This is a genomic window from Rhodopseudomonas infernalis (assembly GCF_022271405.1).
Classification (GTDB): domain Bacteria; phylum Pseudomonadota; class Alphaproteobacteria; order Rhizobiales; family Xanthobacteraceae; genus Rhodopseudomonas; species Rhodopseudomonas infernalis.
On record NZ_JAJNAL010000001.1, the window covers coordinates 322,058 to 338,848 of the forward strand.

The following is a 16,791-nucleotide window of genomic DNA, read 5'->3' on the forward strand; positions in this document are numbered from 1 at the left end:
AGGTCAGCGCCCGCCGAACAGCGGGCGGATGTTGTTGTCGGGGCGCGACTCGTCGTCACCCTGCGGGTCGGCCGAATCGCGCGGCGCGGTCGTGTCCGCCGGGTCGGCCGGCAGCACAGGCGGGATCGTCGGGCCGGGGTCGGCGGTGCCGACCGGCGGCGGCGCGGCGGGGCGCGGCAGCACCGGATCGTGCAGTGACGCACGCGGCGCAGGCGTCGTCTCCGGCGGCCCGAACAGCGGCGGTTCGAACAAGGTGGTCTGTGCGACCGGCGCGGCCGGCGTCGCGGTCATCGCCGTGGCGGTCGCGGGCGCCGAAGGTATCGGCGCATCGGCGGCCGGGGCAGCGGCGGCGTGCGTCCGCGTCTCGTACAGCGGATGCTCCGGCCCGACCGGCGAACGCAGGCGGGCCCACACGAACGGCACTGCGATCGCAATCAGCACCGCGACCACAAGCAGGATCAGCAGCGCCGACTGCTGCAGCAACGCCGCCGACGGCACGCTGAGCGCCAGCAGCACGCCGACCACGCTGACCTTCCACGAGCGGATGTGCAGACCGGCGCTGAAGGTGCCGAGCGCCAGCAGAGTCAACACACTCAGGGCCGAGGCGATGCCGGTCACGTTTCGCAGCACCTGCAGCGACATCAGTTGCATCGTCAGCAGGACGGCTGCCCAATGCAGCGCCTGAGAGATCACCAGATGGATGTGCTCGTCGCGGCCGACCACATTGGGCCAGCGGGCGATCACACAGATCAACCCGAACAGCGGCGTGATCAGGACCCAATACAGCCCGGTCGGATTGAAGCTGGTGTAGGCGACGCCGCCGAGCGACAGCAGCAGCATCAACACATAGGGCCAGTCCCGCAGCAGAAAGCCGCCGAATCCGGAATGCCATTTGCTTGCGGAGGGTTGTTCGTAATCCACGGCAGTCATGATCGAAGCTCCTGAAGCTGGTCTCACGGCTCGCGGTCGACGGACGATCGATGCGGCGCCGATCTTATCACGCCTGAGCCCCGACGCGGAGGTTGCTCGATCCGGCGGCAACTTATCTGCCTGAAGCCGTAAAATTCTGGCAGCGGCGAGCCCTTGCGGGGCCAACCGCGTCCGGCGGCTCTGGTTCCAGCGCCGATGGTCGCGGCGTAAATAATCGATTTTTATGATTGAAATGACAAAATCAATCCGTTTGATTGATGTTTCGAATGGCCCGACATGGTGGGGACGCCAGCCGTTCAGGAGCCGCACATGCCCGCACCCGCCAACGTCCATGCCGATCGTCCCGACCGCCCTGCTCACTTCGCCCGGCACATCAGAGCCGTAGCGCCGGGCCTGCTGCTGACCGGCACGATCGCGGCGGCTGCAACAGCACTGCATGGGCTGCCGGGCGCGGCCGATCTCAGCCCGATGCTGCTGGCGATCGTGATCGGCATCGCCGGACACAATCTCGTCGGCACGCCGGCTTGGGCGGTGCCGGGCGTCAAGGTGAGCCTGCGCCGGGTGCTGCGCTTCGCCATCATCCTGCTCGGCTTGCAACTCACCACAGCGCAACTGATCGAGGTCGGCGGCGAAGGGCTGGCGATCATCGCGGCGACGTTGCTCGCCACCTTCAGCTTCACGGTGTGGCTCGGCCGCCGGCTCGGCGTCGACCGCAAGCTCGCCGAACTGATCGCCGCCGGCACCTCGATCTGCGGCGCCTCGGCGATCATCGCCACCAACACCGTGACCCGCGCCGACGACGAGGACGTCGCCTATGGCATCGCCTGCGTCACCGTGTTCGGCTCCGCCGCGATGATCGCGCTGCCACTGCTCGCCGGGCCGCTCGGGCTCGATGCGCGGACATTCGGCCTATGGACCGGTGCCTCGATCCACGAGATCGCCCAGGTCGTCGCCGCCAGCTTCCAGGCCGGGCACGACGCCGGCGAGTTCGGCACCATTGCCAAGCTGTCGCGCGTCGCGATGCTGGCGCCGCTGGTGATCGGCCTCGGCCTACTGGCCCGCGCCCGCCTTCGCCACGCGCCGGGCAGCGCCGGCCATGCCGCGCCGCCGATGCCGTGGTTCGTGCTCGGCTTCCTGGCGATGATCGGGGTCAACCACGTCGTGGCGATCCCGAGCGGGGTGAAGAGCCAGATCGTGGCGCTCACCACCTTCCTGCTGGCGATGGCGCTGGCCGCGATGGGACTGGAAACCGACCTGCGCAAGCTCGCGGCGCGCGGCCTGCGGCCGGCCCTGCTCGGCCTCGCCGCGGCCCTTTTCGTCGCCAGCTTCTCGCTGACGCTGATCAAGCTCACAGGATGGCATGGATGACACTGGAGCAACTGCGCATCTTCATCGCGGTCGCCGAACAGCAGCATGTGACGCGCGCCGCCGCCGACCTGAACCTCACCCAATCGGCCACCAGCGCGGCGATCGCCGCGCTGGAAGCGCGTTACGACGTCAAGCTGTTCGACCGCGTCGGCCGCGGCATCGTGCTGACGCAGCCCGGACGTGACTTTCTCGGCGAGGCCCGCGCCGTGGTGAGCCGCGCAAAGGCTGCCGCCCAGGCGCTGGACGATCTCGCCGGGCTCAAGCGTGGCGCGCTGGCGCTGGCCGCAAGCCAGACTGTCGGCAATTACTGGCTGCCGCCGCGCCTGCTGGCGTTTCAGCAGAGCTATCCGGGCATCGCGCTGCAGGTGTCGATCGCCAACACCGAGCAGGTCGCGGAGGCCGTGCACCATGGCCGCGCCGATCTCGGCGTGGTGGAGGGCGAGGTCGACGATCCGGCGCTGAGCGCGACGCGCATCGCCGGCGACACGCTGGCGATCGTGGTCGGACGACAACATCCGTGGGCGACCCAATCCCGGGTCGCGGTCAGCAAGCTCACCGCCACAGGCTGGGTGCTGCGCGAGCGCGGCTCAGGGACGCGCGCGCTGTTCGAGGCCGCGCTGCACCGGGCCGGCATCGCGCTGGCCGACCTCGACGTCCGGCTCGAACTGCCCTCGAACGAAGCGCTGCGCGCTGCGGTCGAGCAATCGGACTGCGCCACCGCGATCTCCGACCTCGTCGCCGCGCCCTCCCTTGCCGCCGGCACGCTGCACCGCGTCCGCTTCGATCTCCCCGGCCGCTCGTTCTATTTGCTCCGCCACAAGGAGCACACGGCCAGCAAAGCCGTCACCGCAATGATCGACGCGCTACGGGAGGAGTGACTTGAATGACTTCGGACGATCTGCCGTCATGCCCGGGCTCGTCCCGGGCATCCACGCCTTCACTGCGGATCGACGTCCAAGGGCGTGGATGGCCGGGACAAGCCCGGCCATGACGCGGTGCTAAGTAACAGTCTCCGTCATTGCGAGGAGCACTCGGATCGGCGCGTTGCGCCGTCCGAGCACAGGCTCCGCGACGAAGCAATCCAGCTCCGTGTACTGAGCTGGATTGCTTCGCTTCGCTCGCAATGACGGAGAGGCATGATTGACGAGCGAGGCTCAGATCGTCCGCCCCGCTTGCGCCCAATACGGATCGCGCAAACGACGTTTGAAGATCTTGCCGGAATCTTCGCGCGGCAGTTCGGTCATGATCTGGATGTGCTTGGGCACCTTGTAGCCGGCCAGCGCGTGCTTGAGCTGGTCGCGGATGAAGGCCTCGTCCAGCGTCACGCCGGGCTGCGGCTCGAGCATCGCCATCAGCGACTCGCCGAACTCCGCGTCCGGGATGCCGAACACCGCGCAGTCGTGCACGCCGGGGATGGCGTGGATCGCGGCCTCGATCTCGGCCGGATAGATGTTGACGCCGCCGGAGATCACCATGTCGCGCTTGCGGTCGCAAATGAAGACATAGCCGTCGGCGTCGATGTAGCCGACGTCGCCCGAGGTGATGAAGCCGTCGCGGTCGATCTCGGCGCGCTTCTCCGGCTTGTTGTGATAGGTGAAGTCCGGATTGCCGGCGATCCGCGAAAAGATCTCGCCGATCTCGCCCTGCGGCAACTCCTTGCCGTCGTCATCGATGAACTTGATCTCGGCGCCGGGCGCGATCTTGCCGACGGTGCCGGGCTTGTTCAGCGCGTCCTCGGAGCTGGCGAAGGTCACGGCGCCGGATTCGGTCGAGCCGTAGAACTCGTAAATCACCGGCCCCCACCACTCGATCATCGCGCGCTTGACGTCGGCCGGGCACGGCGCCGCGGCGTGGATGACGTGGCGGAGCGACGACACATCGTACTTGCTACGCACCTCCGCCGGGAGCTTCATCAGCCGGATGAACATCGTCGGCACCATGAACACGGTGTCGATACGGTGGCGTTCGATCAGTTGCAGCAAAGTCTCCGGCTCGAACCGCGGCATCAGCACCAGCACGCCGCCGAGCCGGCCGGCCCGGATGCCGAACGCGTTCGGCGCGGAGTGATACAGCGGACCCGGGCACACCACGCGGGCGCCGGGCTTCAGCCCATAGATCAGCGCGCGCATCGCCTCGCTGTTCCTGGCCTGCTCCGGCGTCGGCGAGAACCGCTTGACGCCCTTGGGATGGCCGGTGGTGCCCGAGGTGTAGATCATGTTCTGCGGCTGCGGCAGCGCCGGGCCGTCATACGGCTTCTGCTGCGTCAGCCAGCCGTCGAGATCGATGGCGCCGGCCGGCGCGGCGCGATGCTCCGGCGCGACCTTGTAGTTGGCCAGAATTTCCGCCGGCGTCTCCACGCTCAACATCGTCACGCCGGCCGGCAGCACCGAGGCCGCCTCATGCAGCAGGTCGGCATGGCCGATCAGCACCCGCGTGCCGGTGTCGCCCAGCACATAAGCGAGCTCGTCCTGTTTGAAGTGCCAGTTCACCGGCACCATGTAGGCGCCGACCGTCATCACCGCATAGGCGGCTTCGAGAAACGCGATGTCGTTGCGCATCAGCACGCAGACGCAATCACCCGGCGCGACGCCGAGCGCCTGCAGCCCGCCCGCCACCCGCGCCGCCCGCGCATTGACCTCGTCGAAACTGCGATGCCGTTCGCCGGACAGGATGCCGTGGAGGAGTTGGTTGGTCATGGTCTTCTTCTTGTTCGAGGTGTCGTCATCCTGAGGCGCCGTCGCGAAGCGACGGCCTCGAAGGATGTGGCTGCAAGCACGCGTGTCGGTCATCCTTCGAGGCTCGCCCTCGCGGGCGAGCACCTCAGGATGACGGCGAGGCTGAACTACCCGTCGGCGAAATTCGGCGCGCGCTTTTCCATGTTGGCGCGGACGGCTTCGGTCTGGTTGGGCGAGCCGATCAGCTTCTGCTGCTCGACGCTTTCGGCCAGCAGCGCCGGGCCGGGATCGACCGTGAGATTGTTCATCATCCGCTTGGCGGCGCGGATCGCATCCGGGCTCTTGCCGGCGATCTCACGCGCCATCTCCAGCGCCGCCGCGCGCGGGTCGTCGACGACCCGAGTGGCAAGGCCGAGGCTCACGGCCTCCTGCGCACCAACGATGCGGCCAGTGTAAGTGAGTTCGCGCAGCACGTCGTCGCGCAGCAGCGACGCCAGGATCGGCGTGCCGGCCATATCGGGCACCAGGCCCCATTTGATTTCCATGATCGACATCCTGGCATCCGGCGCCATCAGCCGGATATCGGCGCCGAGCGCGAGCTGGCAGCCGCCGCCGAACGCGACGCCGTGCACCGCAGCAATCACCGGCACCGGCAGCATCCGCCAGCCCCACACCGCCTGCTGCGCCGCGTTGGCCTGGCCATGCGTCCGCTTGGTGAGATCGCGAAATTCGCCTCCCGGAATTCCGTTGCCGCCGCTCTCCTTCATCGCGGCGAAACGTCCCATATCGAGGCCGGCGCAAAACGCCTTACCCTCGCCGGACAGCACCACGACGCGGACGCTCTTGTCGCTGGCGAGGCGCTCGGTCGTCGCCACCAGCGCCTCGAACATCGCCGCATCGAGCGCATTCATCTTGTCCGCCCGCACCAGCCGGACGTCGGCAACGCCGTCAGTCAGCGACACCGAAACGCGATCATTCATGGGGCGGTTTCCTCTGTTGTGATTGTCAGCAAGTGCGCCGTACAGAAAAGCGTTGTCGGAATTTAGTCAATCGCTTAATCAACAGAGACCTTCCACTTTTCCGGGCACCAGACATGTTCACCGATCAGCTTCTCGCAGGCCGCCGCATCCTCGTCACCGGCGGAGGCACCGGCCTCGGCAAGGCGATGGCGGCGCGTTTCCTCCAGCTCGGCGCCGAAGTGCATATCTGCGGCCGCCGCAAAGGCGTGTGCGACGAGACCGCCACCGAGCTGATGGATCAGTACGGCGGCAAGGTGATGACTTACGGCGTCGACATCCGCGACTCCGCCGCGGTCGACCACATGATCGAAACGATCTGGGCGAACGGCCCGCTCACCGACCTGATCAACAACGCGGCCGGAAATTTCATCTCACGGACGGAAGACCTGTCGCCGCGCGGCTTCGACGCGGTCGCCAACATCGTGATGCACGGCACCTTCTACGTGACGCATGCGGTCGGCCGGCGCTGGGTCGAAGGCGGCCACCGCGGCAACGTAGTGTCGATCACCACCACCTGGGTGCGCAACGGCAGCCCCTATGTGGTTCCCTCGGCGATGAGCAAGTCGGCGATCCACGCGATGACGATGTCGCTCGCCACCGAATGGGGCCGCTACGGCATCCGCCTCAACACCATCGCGCCGGGCGAAATTCCGACCGAGGGCATGAGCAAGCGGATCAAGCCCGGCGACGAAGCCGGCGCCCGCACCATCAAGATGAACCCGATGGGCCGCGTCGGCACCATGGAAGAGCTGCAGAACGTCGCAGTGTTCCTGATCTCCGGCGGCTGCGATTGGATCAACGGCGAAACCATCGCGATGGACGGCGCCCAGGGCCTGGCGATGGGCGGCAACTTCTATCAGCTCCGCGACTGGAGCAACGACGACTGGGAAACCGCAAAGGCCTCGATCAAGGCACAAAACGAAAAGGACCGCGCCAAGCGCGGCTAACACGCAACGCGTGCGCTATCTTGAGGCGCGCAAAGCAACTAACGACGACGTCATCCCCCGCGCATGCGGGGGATCCAGTATTGCAGGGCGTCAGCGGCTAACCACGAACGCCCTGGAATACTGGGTCGCCCGGACAAGCCGGGCGATGACCCCTTTCCTCTGCGTGGCGATTGTGCTCTGCCCACGGCGCCACTGGCCACGACGGCCTGCACCTCCTCCCCTTCCCGCGACACTCCCTCCCGCTTGTGTTTGCCTGCGAAGCGCGGCAGACTTCCGGCCAAGCAACAACTAACAAAAAACACATCCAGGGAGTTACAATGTCCGACCTTCAGGAGAAGGCCCGCGCAGCCGCGCCGGCAGCTTCGTCCGAGCCGGCCACGCTGGCCGACGTCATCCGCGCGCAGGCCAAGGCCCGCGGCGACGAGGTGGTCTACGAATTCGAAGGCCGCATCAGCAGTTTCGCGCAGTTCGATGCGCACACCAACCAGATCGCCCGCGCGCTCAAAGCCTCCGGCGTCAAGCCGAACGAGCGCATCGCTTATCTCGGCAAGAACAGCGATATCTATTTCGAGATCTGGGGCGGCGCCATCAAGGCCAAGGTGGTGATGGCGCCGGTGAACTGGCGGCTCGCAGGGCCCGAGATCGCCTACATCGTCGAGGACTGCAAAGCCGCGATCCTGTTCGTCGGTCCGGAATTCGTCGATCAGGTGCGCGGCCTCAAGGACCAGATCCCGAGCGTCCGCCATATCATCACCACCGAAGGCGGCGCGCCGGAGTGGCAGGACTTCACGAAATGGCGCGATGCGCAGCCGAGTGACGACCCGCAAGTCGCCGTCGCGCCGTCCGACATCGCCATCCAGCTCTACACCTCGGGTACCACCGGCAAGCCCAAGGGCGCGATGCTGAGCCACGCCAACTTCCTGTCGCTGGTTCGCGCGGGCCAGGACAACAAGCCGGACTGGAACAAGTGGTCGACCGAGGATGTCTCGCTGGTGGCGATGCCGGTGTTCCACATCGGCGGCTCGGGCTGGGGCATGATGGGCGTGTATCACGGCGCCAAGGGCGTGATCGCGCGCGAGTTCGATCCCACCAAGGTGCTCGATTTCTTCGAGCAGTCCGGCATCACCAAGCTGTTCATGGTGCCGGCCGCGATGCAGTTCGTGGTGCGTCAGCCGCGCGCCCGTGAGGTCGATTTCTCGCGGCTGAAATACATGCTGTACGGCGCCTCGCCGATCCCCGCGGCGCTGCTGAAGGAATGCATCGACGTTTTCAAATGCGGCTTCGTGCAGATGTACGGCATGACCGAGACCACCGGCACCATCGTGGCGCTGCCGCCCGAGGATCACGTCGAAGGGCTGGAGCGGATGCGCTCCGCCGGCAAGGCGCTGCCCGGCGTCGAGATCGCGATCCTCGATCCCGATGGCAAGCCGCTGCCGCCGCGCCAAGTCGGCGAGATCGCCACCCGCTCCGGGTCGAACATGGCCGGCTACTGGAATCTGCCGGAGGCGACCAAGAAGACCATCGACAGCAACAACTGGCTGCGCACCGGCGACGCCGGCTACATGGACGAAGACGGCTACGTCTACATCCACGACCGCATCAAGGACATGATCATCTCCGGCGGCGAGAACATCTACCCGGCCGAAGTCGAGAGCGCGATCTGCGACCATCCCGACGTCGCCGAAGTCGCGGTCGTGGGCGTGCCCGACGATCAGTGGGGCGAAGCGGTGAAAGCCGTGGTGGTGATGAAGCCCGGCAAGGACGCCACCGCGCAGGACATCATCAGCTTCACCCGCAGCCGCATCGCCGGCTACAAGACCCCGAAGTCGATCGACTTCATTCCCGCCCTGCCCCGCAACGCGTCGGGCAAGATCCTGCGCCGCCACCTCCGCGATCCGTATTGGGCGGGGAAGGATCGGCAGGTGAACTGAGCGGCGTCTACACCGGACGGCGACGCTGCGCCGCCAAGCCGCGGCGCACATCCCTCACGTTTGTCATTCCGGGGCGCGAGCGTAGCTCGCGAACCCGGAATCCATAATCACGGTGGTCGCGTTAAGGCGCCACGTGGCAAGCATCTGCCAGCACAGCAAAGTCAGGGGATATGGATTCCGGGTTCGCGCTTCGCGCGCGCCGGAATGACGACGGAGAGGTTGTGCGTGTAGCACCGTAGGGTGGGCAAAGCGAAGCGTGCCCACGCGGTGCGTGGACACGGACTACGCATCGCGTGGGCGCGTGGGCACGGCGCTGCGCGCCTTTGCCCACCCTACTGATCACTCACCTCTTGTTCGCGCCCATGTAGCCGAACAGGAATCCCGCGACCTTGCGCATCTGGATTTCCTCGCTGCCTTCGGTGATACGATAGCGGCGGTGGTGGCGGTAGATGTGCTCGAACGGCTTGTGGCGCGAATAGCCGATGCCGCCGTGGACCTGGATCGCCCGATCGGCAGCCTGACCGCACAGCCGGTTCGCCCAGTAGTTGCACATCGACACCTTGTCGGACAGCGTGTGCTCGACCTGCGCCTGGGTCATCTGATCCATCTCCCACGCGGTCTTGCGGATCAAGAGGCGCAGCATCTCGGCCTGGGTGGCGAGTTCGACCAACGGAAACTGGATCGCCTGGTTGCGCGCCAGTTCCTCGCCGAACGGTTTTCGCTCACGCGCGTATTTGACGCTCTCGTTGATGCAGAACACCGCGGCGCCGAGCGACGATGCCGCCTGCCGGATGCGATTCTCGTGCACGAAGCACTGCGCCAGCGACAGGCCGCGCCCGACCTCGCCGAACAGCGCCTCTTCGGTCACGAACACATCCTTGAACGACACCCGCGGATGGTCGGTCGGCATGTTGAAGGTCCACAGATATTCCTCGACCTTCACGCCCGGCGCATCGGACGGCACCAGGAAGCAGGTGATGCCGCGCGCGTCGCCGTCGTTGCCCGAGGTGCGGACGAACAGCGCGCAATGTGTGGCGACGTGCATGCCCGTCGTCCACATCTTCTCGCCGTTGATCACCCAGCCCTTCTTGCCGTCGCGCGTCGCGGGTTCGGCGCGCGTCTCCATGTGGGTCGCGTCGGAACCGTGATCGGGCTCCGTCAGTCCGAACGTGATGCGATACTTGCCCTTGATCGAACCGTCGATCATCGCCTTCTGATCGTCGCGGCCGTAAAGATCCAGCATCTTCACGATCGGGAAGTTGCCGACGATCGAATGTTCGTTCTGCAGATCGTTGTGCAGGCCGAGGCCTTTCGCGGCGAAGTGCTCGCGGATCACCGCCATCCACAAATTCGTGCCGTCCTGGCCGCCGTAACGCTTCGGAATCGCGAAGCGCAAATGCCCGGCATCATCGGCGAGATTCTTCGCCTTGCGCAGCAGCTCTTCCCATTCATGACGCGGCAGCCCGCCGCCTTCGAAATCGGTGCGCGCCCATTCGCGGCGATGATCGAAGAAGCGGATGTTGTCGTCCGCCTGTTCCAGCGGCTTGATCGTGGCATCGATGAAGCGATCGAGTTCGGCCAGATAGGCGACCAGATCCTGCGGCAGAGAAAAATCCAAGGCGTGCTCCCACGGTTTTCGTGTTGTTGTTGATCTTGTTAAGCGAGTGATTAACATGCGCCGCGCACGACAAGTCAAGCGCGCTTCAGCCGCATCAATTCTGCTCAACGAAAAAAGGAAACGCCGATGGCGCTGCAATTCTCCACCGTGACCCGCAAGGGCCCGATCACCATCGTCACGCTGTCGCGGCCCGAGGTCTACAACGCGCTGCACACCGATGCGCATTACGAGCTCGAAGGCGTGTTCAACGAATTCGCTGCGGATCCGGAGCAATGGGTGGCGATCGTCACCGGCGCCGGTGACAAGGCGTTTTGCGCCGGCAACGATCTGAAGTGGCAGGCCGCCGGCGGCAAGCGCGGCTGGGGCGAGAGCGGCTTCGGCGGGCTCACCTCGCGGTTCGATTGCGACAAGCCGATCATCGCCGCCGTCAACGGCGTGGCGATGGGCGGCGGCTTCGAGATCGCGCTCGCCTGCGACCTGATCATCGCGTCGGAGAACGCAACCTTCGCGTTGCCCGAGCCGCGCGTCGGCCTCGCCGCGCTCGCCGGCGGCCTGCACCGCCTGCCCCGCCAGATCGGCCTGAAGCGCGCGATGGGCATGATCCTCACCGCGCGCCACGTCAAGGCGCAGGAAGGCTACGAACTCGGCTTCGTCAACGAAGTCGTCCCGCAAGGCGAAGCGCTCGCCGCGGCGGAGCGCTGGGCCGAAACCATCTGCACCGTCTCGCCGATGTCGATCCGCGCCTCCAAGCAGACGCTGAGCCGCGGCCTCGAAGTGTCGCTGCCGCAAGCAATCACCGAGCAGCGCGACTACCCGGCAGTGAAAGCCATGGTCGCCTCGCAGGACTACATCGAGGGCCCGAAAGCGTTCTCCGAGAAACGCAAGCCGAACTGGACGGGGAAGTAGTTCGTCAGCGCGACATCCCCCCGTCATTGCGAGCGAAGCGAAGCAATCCAGAAGCTCCGAGCACGACGCTGGATTGCTTCGTCGCGGAGCCTGTGCTCGGACGGCGCGAAGCGCCGATCCGGGTGCTCCTCGCAATGACGGCAGACAACAATGGCGCGCAAGGCCTCTCGTTCGTCATTGCGGGGCGCGAGCGCAGCTCGCGAACCCGAAATCCGGACGTGCTGAACTCATCGAGATTCCGGGTTCGCGCTGCGCGCGCCCCGGAATGACGAACGATAGGTGTCGGACGTGGCGACGGCGAGCCGATCACGGCTCAGCGGACCAACTACTTCTGTTCCAGCTCCCGCCGGTAGCTCGCGTAGTTTGGTTGGTCGACTGCGAGCTTGGCGAGCGTCGTGCGCCACAAATGGTCCTGCAGGCCGGGCGTCGACAGATCCATTGTGCCGGCGGCGATGCGCTCGGACAGCACACCGTTGAGTTCCAGCAGCGAACCATCGGCGCCGAGCAGGCCCTGCAGGCTCGCGAGTTCGGCCGCATCGCTTGGATCGGCCAGCGTCAACTGTCGCGTCACCAGATCAAGCGCGTTGATGCCGACGCGCAGCTTGAAGGCGGCGTGGCCGCTGATCTGCGGCGCGATCTGGTCACGCAGGAAGTCGGCGACCGCCTTGATCAGTTCGTCGGGCCTCGGTTCGTCCTGCATCGGCGTCGCCTTTCCTACCTAACCGCGCGGCGCCAGCAGCCGCAGCAGATCGATCTCGGTTTCGGACGAGCGACGGCCAATCATCGCGCGCTCCATCGAATGATCGGGACCCTGGCGGAACCGCTGCATCATGCCGCAACACATGATGCCCCAGCGCAGCGTGCCCATCACTTCCCAAAATTTGACGCGATCGGGATCGACGTGGCCGCCTGCGGCTTCGTAACCCGCGAACATTTCCTCGCGCGAGCCGAGGCCGCCGACCGGCTTGTCGATCTCGCCGAACCGCCACGAGTTGACGCACACCCAGCCGAGATCCTCCATCGGGTCACCGCAATGCGCCAGCTCCCAGTCGAGCACGGCGCGCACGCCGTCAGCACCAATGATCAGATTGCCGTGGCGGAAATCGCCATGTACCAGCGCGATCACTTTCGACGCGCCGGGGTCGTGGTCGGTGAGCCAGCGTAGCGCCAGCTCGAACACCGGGCGCGGCCACTGCATGCCACGATAATCGGCGCGCAGCAGCTCGATCTCTTCGGTCGAACTGATCGTCCGCAGCGCAGGCAGCGCGGCGCGATCGATGCCGTGCAGGCCGGCGAGGATACTGCCGATCTGCCGCGCCAGCTTCGGGCGCGCGGCGGCGAACTCAGCGTCGCGCAAAATCTTGCGCGGGATAGTTTCGCCCTCGACCTTCTCCATGATGAAGCCGGCGCCGAGCTGATCGTCGTCGGTCAATACATGCAGCACGCGCGGCGACGGCACGCCGGCCTGATAAGCGAGCCGCATCAGTTCGGCTTCAGCGTCGAGCCCCGCCGCACGGCCCGACACGCTGCCGTAGCCGGGCGGCGAGCGGCGCAGGATCGCGGCGACATCGCCATCCGGCCGCTCGATCACGAACGACCACGTCTCCTGGCTCGCGCCGCCGGACAGCTGCGCGGCGGCGCGGATTCCCGTGGCGCCCGCGCACCAGCGCCTGACGCTGTGCGCGAGCGCGTCCGCAATCGCGGCCTTGGTCATTCGCGGTTACTTGCCCTGGAATTTCGCCGGACGCTTCTCGAGAAACGCGCCGACGCCTTCCTTGAAGTCGTCGGTCGAGCCGGCGATGCGCTGCGATTCGAATTCGAGGTTGAGCTGTTCCTCGAACGAGTTCTCCGGGGAGTCCCAATACAGCTTGCGGATCAGCGACAGCGCGATGGTCGGGCCGTTGGCGAGTTCCTGCGCGAGCTTCATGGTCTCGGCCCACAGCTCGGCATCGTCATAGACGCGATTGACCAGACCCCATTCCAGCGCCTTCTCGGCCGGCAGCTTCTCGCCGAGCAGCGACAGCTCCACGGATCGCGCCTTGCCGACGAGGCGCGGCAGCAGCCAGGTCGAGCCGCAATCCGGCACCAGACCGATGCGACGGAACGCCTGCAGGAAGTAGGACGACTTGGCGCACAGGATCATGTCGCCCATCAGGGCGAAACTCATGCCGGCGCCGGCGGCCGGCCCGTTGACCGACGTGACGATCGGGCAGTGCAGCTTGCGCAGCCGGCGCAGGAACGGATGGAAGGCGGTCTCGAGCGCGGCGCCCGCGCCCTTGCCGCTCTGGCTCATGTTGTTGCCGGAGCTGCGGCCCTGCAGATTAGCACCCGTGCAGAACGCACGGCCGGCGCCGGTGATCACCAGGCAGCGCACTTCGGCGCGCTTCTCCTCGATCGCATCGAGCGCGTCGCCGAGGCCGCCCAGCATGTCGATCGACACCGCGTTCATCACTTCCTGATGGTCGAGCTTCAGGACGGCGACCGGCCCGTCGAATTCGAGCGTGACGTGTTTGAACTGCATAGTTTCCTCGCTGGGTCCGCGTTATTCCGCGATGTGGAAGGGCCTCGTTCTCCGAAGCCATATTTGATTTTTGCGGCGCGCTTGTCCATGGTCGAGCCACGAACGCAGCGCGCAACCGTGGTGCACGGTTTAGCGCCCAACAACAAAAATGGAAACGCTGTATGAGCATTTTCGATCTGAGCGGCCGCGTCGCGGTCATCACCGGCGGCAACGGCGGCATTGGTCTCGGCATGGCGCAGGCGCTCGCCGCCGCGGGCTGCAACGTCTCGATCTGGGGCCGCAATCCGGACAAGAACAAGGCCGCGGTCGAAAGCCTCTCCAGCTTGAGTGGCAAGGCCGAGGCGCAGGTCTGCGACGTCACCGATCCGGCGTCGGTGAAAGCCGCCATGGAGTCGACACTGAAGTCATTCGGTCGCGTCGACGGCTGCTTCGCCAATGCGGGCATCGGCGGCGGCGGTCGGCAGGCCTTCATCGACCGTACCGAAGAGCAGTGGCGCACGATGTTCGCCACCAATCTCGACGGCGTCTTCCACGCCTTCCAGGCCGCGGCGCGGCACATGACCGAACGCGCCGCCAATGGTGATGGCTTCGGCCGGCTGGTCGCGACCTCGAGCCTCGCGTCGATCTTCGGCACCGCGCGCAACGAGCACTACGCGGCCACCAAGGCGGCGATCAACGCGCTGGTACGGGCCCTCGCGGTCGAACTCGCCCGCCACAACATCACAGCGAATGCGATCCTGCCCGGCTGGATCAAGAGCGACATGACCGCCGGCATCATGGGCAACGACAAATTCGTCGCCAACGTGATGCCGCGTATTCCGGTGCGCCGCTTCGGCGAGCCTGAAGATTTCGGCGGCATCGCCGTGTACCTGATGAGCAAGGCCTCGTCGTATCACACCGCCGACACGTTCGTGATCGACGGCGGCTACACGGCGTTCTGAGGCTCACGGGCGACGACCGCTGCGTCGTCGTCATCGCGCTTGACGCTCGCCCTCCTGGTCTGCGTCTCGCTCATCCTCTCCGTCATGGCCGGGCTCGTCCCGGCCATCCACGCCTTTTCTACCGCGGCTGCCGCAAGGCGTGGATGCCCGGGACAAGCCCGGGCACGACGTGGTGAGAGGCTCTGCGCAATCTGATCATCAGTTTGCCACGGCGCGTTCGGACTCCGCAGTTCGGCGCTCGGCAGTGAGACTGCCGCTCATCACAAACCCCTCGTAGCCTTTCGCCGCGACGTCGTTGCAGATCTGGCGATAGACGCCGACGCCGCCGATATAGGGCATGAACACGCGCGGCTTGCCGGGCACGTTGGCGCCCATGTACCAGGAATTCGCCTGCGGATAGAGCGTCCCCGCCGCGACTTCGTTGACGTGCGCGACCCAATTGTCTTCCGCCTGCCTGGTCGCCTCGATGCAAGCCGCGCCGCGATCCCGCATCGCCACCAGGCAATCGGTGATCCAGTCGACATGCTGTTCGATCGACAGGATCATGTTGCTCAGCACCGACGGACTGCCCGGACCGGTGACGACGAACAGATTCGGAAAACCCTCGGTCATCAGTCCGAGATAGGTGCGCGGGCCTTCGGCCCATTTGTCGTTGAGAGTGCGGCCCGCCCTGCCACGGATGGCGATCTTCGCGACCGATCCCGTCATCGCATCGAAGCCGGTGGCGAAGACGATCGCGTCGAGCGGATAGTGCCGCACACCGGCGCGCAGCCCGTCCGGCACGATCCGGTCGATCGGATCGGCGCGCAGGTCGACCAGCTCGACATTGGGGCGGTTGAACGTCGCGTAGTAATCGGTGTCGACACAGATGCGTTTGGAGCCGACCGGATGATTGGTCGGCTGCAGCTTGCCGGCGACCACCGGATCCTTGACGATCTCGGCGATCTTGCCCCGGATGAAGTCCGCAGCGGTGTCGTTGGCGGCTTTCTCCAACGCCAGATTGTTGTAGGCCGCCATGAAGGTCAGCCCGCCGCTTGTCCACCGGCCTTCGTAATTCTGCCGGCGCACCTCGTCGGGATCGTCGAACGCGCCCTTCTGCGGGGGCTCGGTGAAGATGCCGTTGCGCATCTCCTCGCGCGCCTTGCGGCGGATCTCGGGATAGTTGTCGCGAAACCACTGTCGCTCCTCGGCAGTGAGCGGCGCGTTGCGGGCCGGGACAGAGAAATTGGCGGTGCGCTGAAACACGGTCAGCCGCTCGGCCTGCTCGGCGATCAGCGGGATCGATTGAATCGCCGACGAGCCGGTGCCGATCACGCCGACCCGCAGGCCGGTGAAATCGACCGGCCGATGCGGCCAATGCGCCGTGTGATAGATCGCGCCCTTGTAGTCGGCCGCGCCGGCGATGTCCGGCATGCGGGCGTTGGACAGGCACCCGGTCGCGAGCACGACGAATTGCGCCGACGCCGTCGCCCCGTCCGAGGTCGTCACCGTCCAGCGCTGCTCGTGTTCGTCAAACAGCGCGGCCTCGACCCGCGTGTCGAACTGAATGTCGCGGCGCAGATCGAAACGGTCGGCGACGTGGTCGGCGTAAGCGAGAATTTCCGGCTGCGGCGCGTAGCGTTCGCTCCAGTCCCATTCCTGCTGCAGCTCTTCGGAAAACGAGTAGGAGTACTGCATGCTCTCGACGTCGCAGCGCGCGCCGGGATAGCGATTCCAGTACCACGTGCCGCCGACGCCCGATCCCTGCTCGAACACGCGGACCGTAAAGCCCTGCCCGCGCAGCCGGTGCAGCAAGTACATGCCGGCGAAGCCGGCTCCGACCACGATGACATCGTAATGCGCTTGCGGGACGTTGCCCGGTCGACCTTCGCCTGCGGTCATGGTTCCACTCCCAGATTTTGTTGTTTGTTGACCCCAGCATTTCCTTCGCCGGCG

General features: G+C 66.1%; 14 protein-coding genes. 6 read left to right on the top strand and 8 right to left on the bottom strand.

Annotation, left to right across the window (positions count from 1 at the left end; genetic code table 11):
• Positions 1-3 precede the first annotated feature (3 nt).
• Positions 4-930 carry a hypothetical protein gene (locus LPW26_RS01435; RefSeq protein ID WP_238732447.1) on the bottom strand — a complete coding sequence of 309 codons (927 nt, stop codon included), beginning with the start codon at positions 928-930 and terminating at the stop codon, positions 4-6.
• Between the two features lie 309 nt (positions 931-1,239).
• Here LPW26_RS01435 and LPW26_RS01440 point away from each other — a divergent pair, with 309 nt between their 5' ends.
• Together LPW26_RS01440 and LPW26_RS01445 are read left to right on the top strand one after the other, a co-directional pair.
• Positions 1,240-2,298 (top strand): YeiH family protein, encoded by a 1,059-nt coding sequence (locus LPW26_RS01440; RefSeq protein WP_238732448.1) that lies wholly within the window; start codon positions 1,240-1,242, stop codon positions 2,296-2,298.
• A complete protein-coding gene (locus LPW26_RS01445; protein ID WP_238732449.1) occupies positions 2,295-3,176 on the top strand; it encodes a LysR family transcriptional regulator in 882 nt (293 codons plus the stop codon). The genes LPW26_RS01440 and LPW26_RS01445 overlap by 4 nt, the downstream gene beginning before the upstream one ends.
• A 276-nt stretch (positions 3,177-3,452) precedes the next feature.
• Here the strand turns inward: LPW26_RS01445 and LPW26_RS01450 are convergent, their stop codons facing one another.
• Together LPW26_RS01450 and LPW26_RS01455 are read right to left on the bottom strand one after the other, a co-directional pair.
• The gene (locus tag LPW26_RS01450; protein WP_238732514.1) at positions 3,453-4,994 is read right to left on the bottom strand and encodes an acyl-CoA synthetase; all 1,542 of its coding nucleotides are present in this window, start codon (positions 4,992-4,994) and stop codon (positions 3,453-3,455) included.
• Between the two features lie 146 nt (positions 4,995-5,140).
• Positions 5,141-5,953, bottom strand: a complete 813-nt coding sequence (locus LPW26_RS01455; RefSeq protein WP_238732450.1) for a crotonase/enoyl-CoA hydratase family protein — start codon at positions 5,951-5,953, stop codon at positions 5,141-5,143.
• 113 nt (positions 5,954-6,066) lie between these two features.
• On the opposite strand from LPW26_RS01455, the gene LPW26_RS01460 reads away from it, so the two are divergent.
• Both LPW26_RS01460 and LPW26_RS01465 read left to right on the top strand, forming a co-directional pair.
• The gene (locus LPW26_RS01460) at positions 6,067-6,939 is read left to right on the top strand and encodes an SDR family oxidoreductase (protein ID WP_238732451.1); all 873 of its coding nucleotides are present in this window, start codon (positions 6,067-6,069) and stop codon (positions 6,937-6,939) included.
• A 317-nt stretch (positions 6,940-7,256) separates the two neighbouring features.
• A complete protein-coding gene (locus LPW26_RS01465) occupies positions 7,257-8,870 on the top strand; it encodes a fatty acid--CoA ligase (RefSeq protein WP_238732452.1) in 1,614 nt (537 codons plus the stop codon).
• A 343-nt stretch (positions 8,871-9,213) separates the two neighbouring features.
• On the opposite strand, the gene LPW26_RS01470 is transcribed toward LPW26_RS01465, so the two are convergent.
• Complete coding sequence (locus LPW26_RS01470) at positions 9,214-10,488, bottom strand: acyl-CoA dehydrogenase family protein (protein ID WP_238732453.1); 1,275 nt, start codon at positions 10,486-10,488, stop codon at positions 9,214-9,216.
• Between the two features lie 126 nt (positions 10,489-10,614).
• Between LPW26_RS01470 and LPW26_RS01475 the strand changes: the two genes are divergently transcribed.
• Positions 10,615-11,394, top strand: a complete 780-nt coding sequence (locus LPW26_RS01475; protein ID WP_238732454.1) for an enoyl-CoA hydratase-related protein — start codon at positions 10,615-10,617, stop codon at positions 11,392-11,394.
• Between the two features lie 325 nt (positions 11,395-11,719).
• On the opposite strand, the gene LPW26_RS01480 is transcribed toward LPW26_RS01475, so the two are convergent.
• From LPW26_RS01480 to LPW26_RS01490, 3 genes are read right to left on the bottom strand one after another with little or no spacing between them, the layout of a single operon-like run.
• Positions 11,720-12,094, bottom strand: a complete 375-nt coding sequence (locus LPW26_RS01480) for a DUF6285 domain-containing protein (protein ID WP_238732455.1) — start codon at positions 12,092-12,094, stop codon at positions 11,720-11,722.
• Positions 12,095-12,112: 18 nt separating this feature from the next.
• Positions 12,113-13,108, bottom strand: coding sequence for a phosphotransferase family protein (locus LPW26_RS01485; protein ID WP_238732456.1), 996 nt, complete (start codon positions 13,106-13,108; stop codon positions 12,113-12,115).
• Positions 13,109-13,114: 6 nt separating this feature from the next.
• The gene (locus tag LPW26_RS01490; protein ID WP_238732457.1) at positions 13,115-13,915 is read right to left on the bottom strand and encodes an enoyl-CoA hydratase/isomerase; all 801 of its coding nucleotides are present in this window, start codon (positions 13,913-13,915) and stop codon (positions 13,115-13,117) included.
• Positions 13,916-14,076: 161 nt separating this feature from the next.
• Between LPW26_RS01490 and LPW26_RS01495 the strand changes: the two genes are divergently transcribed.
• Positions 14,077-14,856: an SDR family NAD(P)-dependent oxidoreductase gene (locus tag LPW26_RS01495; protein WP_238732458.1), complete on the top strand. Its 780-nt coding sequence runs from the start codon at positions 14,077-14,079 to the stop codon at positions 14,854-14,856.
• A 198-nt stretch (positions 14,857-15,054) separates the two neighbouring features.
• Here the strand turns inward: LPW26_RS01495 and LPW26_RS01500 are convergent, their stop codons facing one another.
• Positions 15,055-16,737 carry a flavin-containing monooxygenase gene (locus LPW26_RS01500; protein WP_238732459.1) on the bottom strand — a complete coding sequence of 561 codons (1,683 nt, stop codon included), beginning with the start codon at positions 16,735-16,737 and terminating at the stop codon, positions 15,055-15,057.
• Between the last annotated feature and the right edge of the window lie 54 nt (positions 16,738-16,791).

Coding starts and splice junctions, on each gene's coding strand:
- LPW26_RS01450 (WP_238732514.1), bottom strand. CDS start 4,994: ATGACCAACCAACTCCTCCACGGCATCCTGTCCGGCGAACGGCATCGC.
- LPW26_RS01440 (WP_238732448.1), top strand. CDS start 1,240: ATGCCCGCACCCGCCAACGTCCATGCCGATCGTCCCGACCGCCCTGCT.
- LPW26_RS01495 (WP_238732458.1), top strand. CDS start 14,077: ATGAGCATTTTCGATCTGAGCGGCCGCGTCGCGGTCATCACCGGCGGC.
- LPW26_RS01455 (WP_238732450.1), bottom strand. CDS start 5,953: ATGAATGATCGCGTTTCGGTGTCGCTGACTGACGGCGTTGCCGACGTC.
- LPW26_RS01435 (WP_238732447.1), bottom strand. CDS start 930: ATGACTGCCGTGGATTACGAACAACCCTCCGCAAGCAAATGGCATTCC.
- LPW26_RS01500 (WP_238732459.1), bottom strand. CDS start 16,737: ATGACCGCAGGCGAAGGTCGACCGGGCAACGTCCCGCAAGCGCATTAC.
- LPW26_RS01460 (WP_238732451.1), top strand. CDS start 6,067: ATGTTCACCGATCAGCTTCTCGCAGGCCGCCGCATCCTCGTCACCGGC.
- LPW26_RS01475 (WP_238732454.1), top strand. CDS start 10,615: ATGGCGCTGCAATTCTCCACCGTGACCCGCAAGGGCCCGATCACCATC.
- LPW26_RS01465 (WP_238732452.1), top strand. CDS start 7,257: ATGTCCGACCTTCAGGAGAAGGCCCGCGCAGCCGCGCCGGCAGCTTCG.
- LPW26_RS01485 (WP_238732456.1), bottom strand. CDS start 13,108: ATGACCAAGGCCGCGATTGCGGACGCGCTCGCGCACAGCGTCAGGCGC.
- LPW26_RS01445 (WP_238732449.1), top strand. CDS start 2,295: ATGACACTGGAGCAACTGCGCATCTTCATCGCGGTCGCCGAACAGCAG.
- LPW26_RS01490 (WP_238732457.1), bottom strand. CDS start 13,915: ATGCAGTTCAAACACGTCACGCTCGAATTCGACGGGCCGGTCGCCGTC.
- LPW26_RS01480 (WP_238732455.1), bottom strand. CDS start 12,094: ATGCAGGACGAACCGAGGCCCGACGAACTGATCAAGGCGGTCGCCGAC.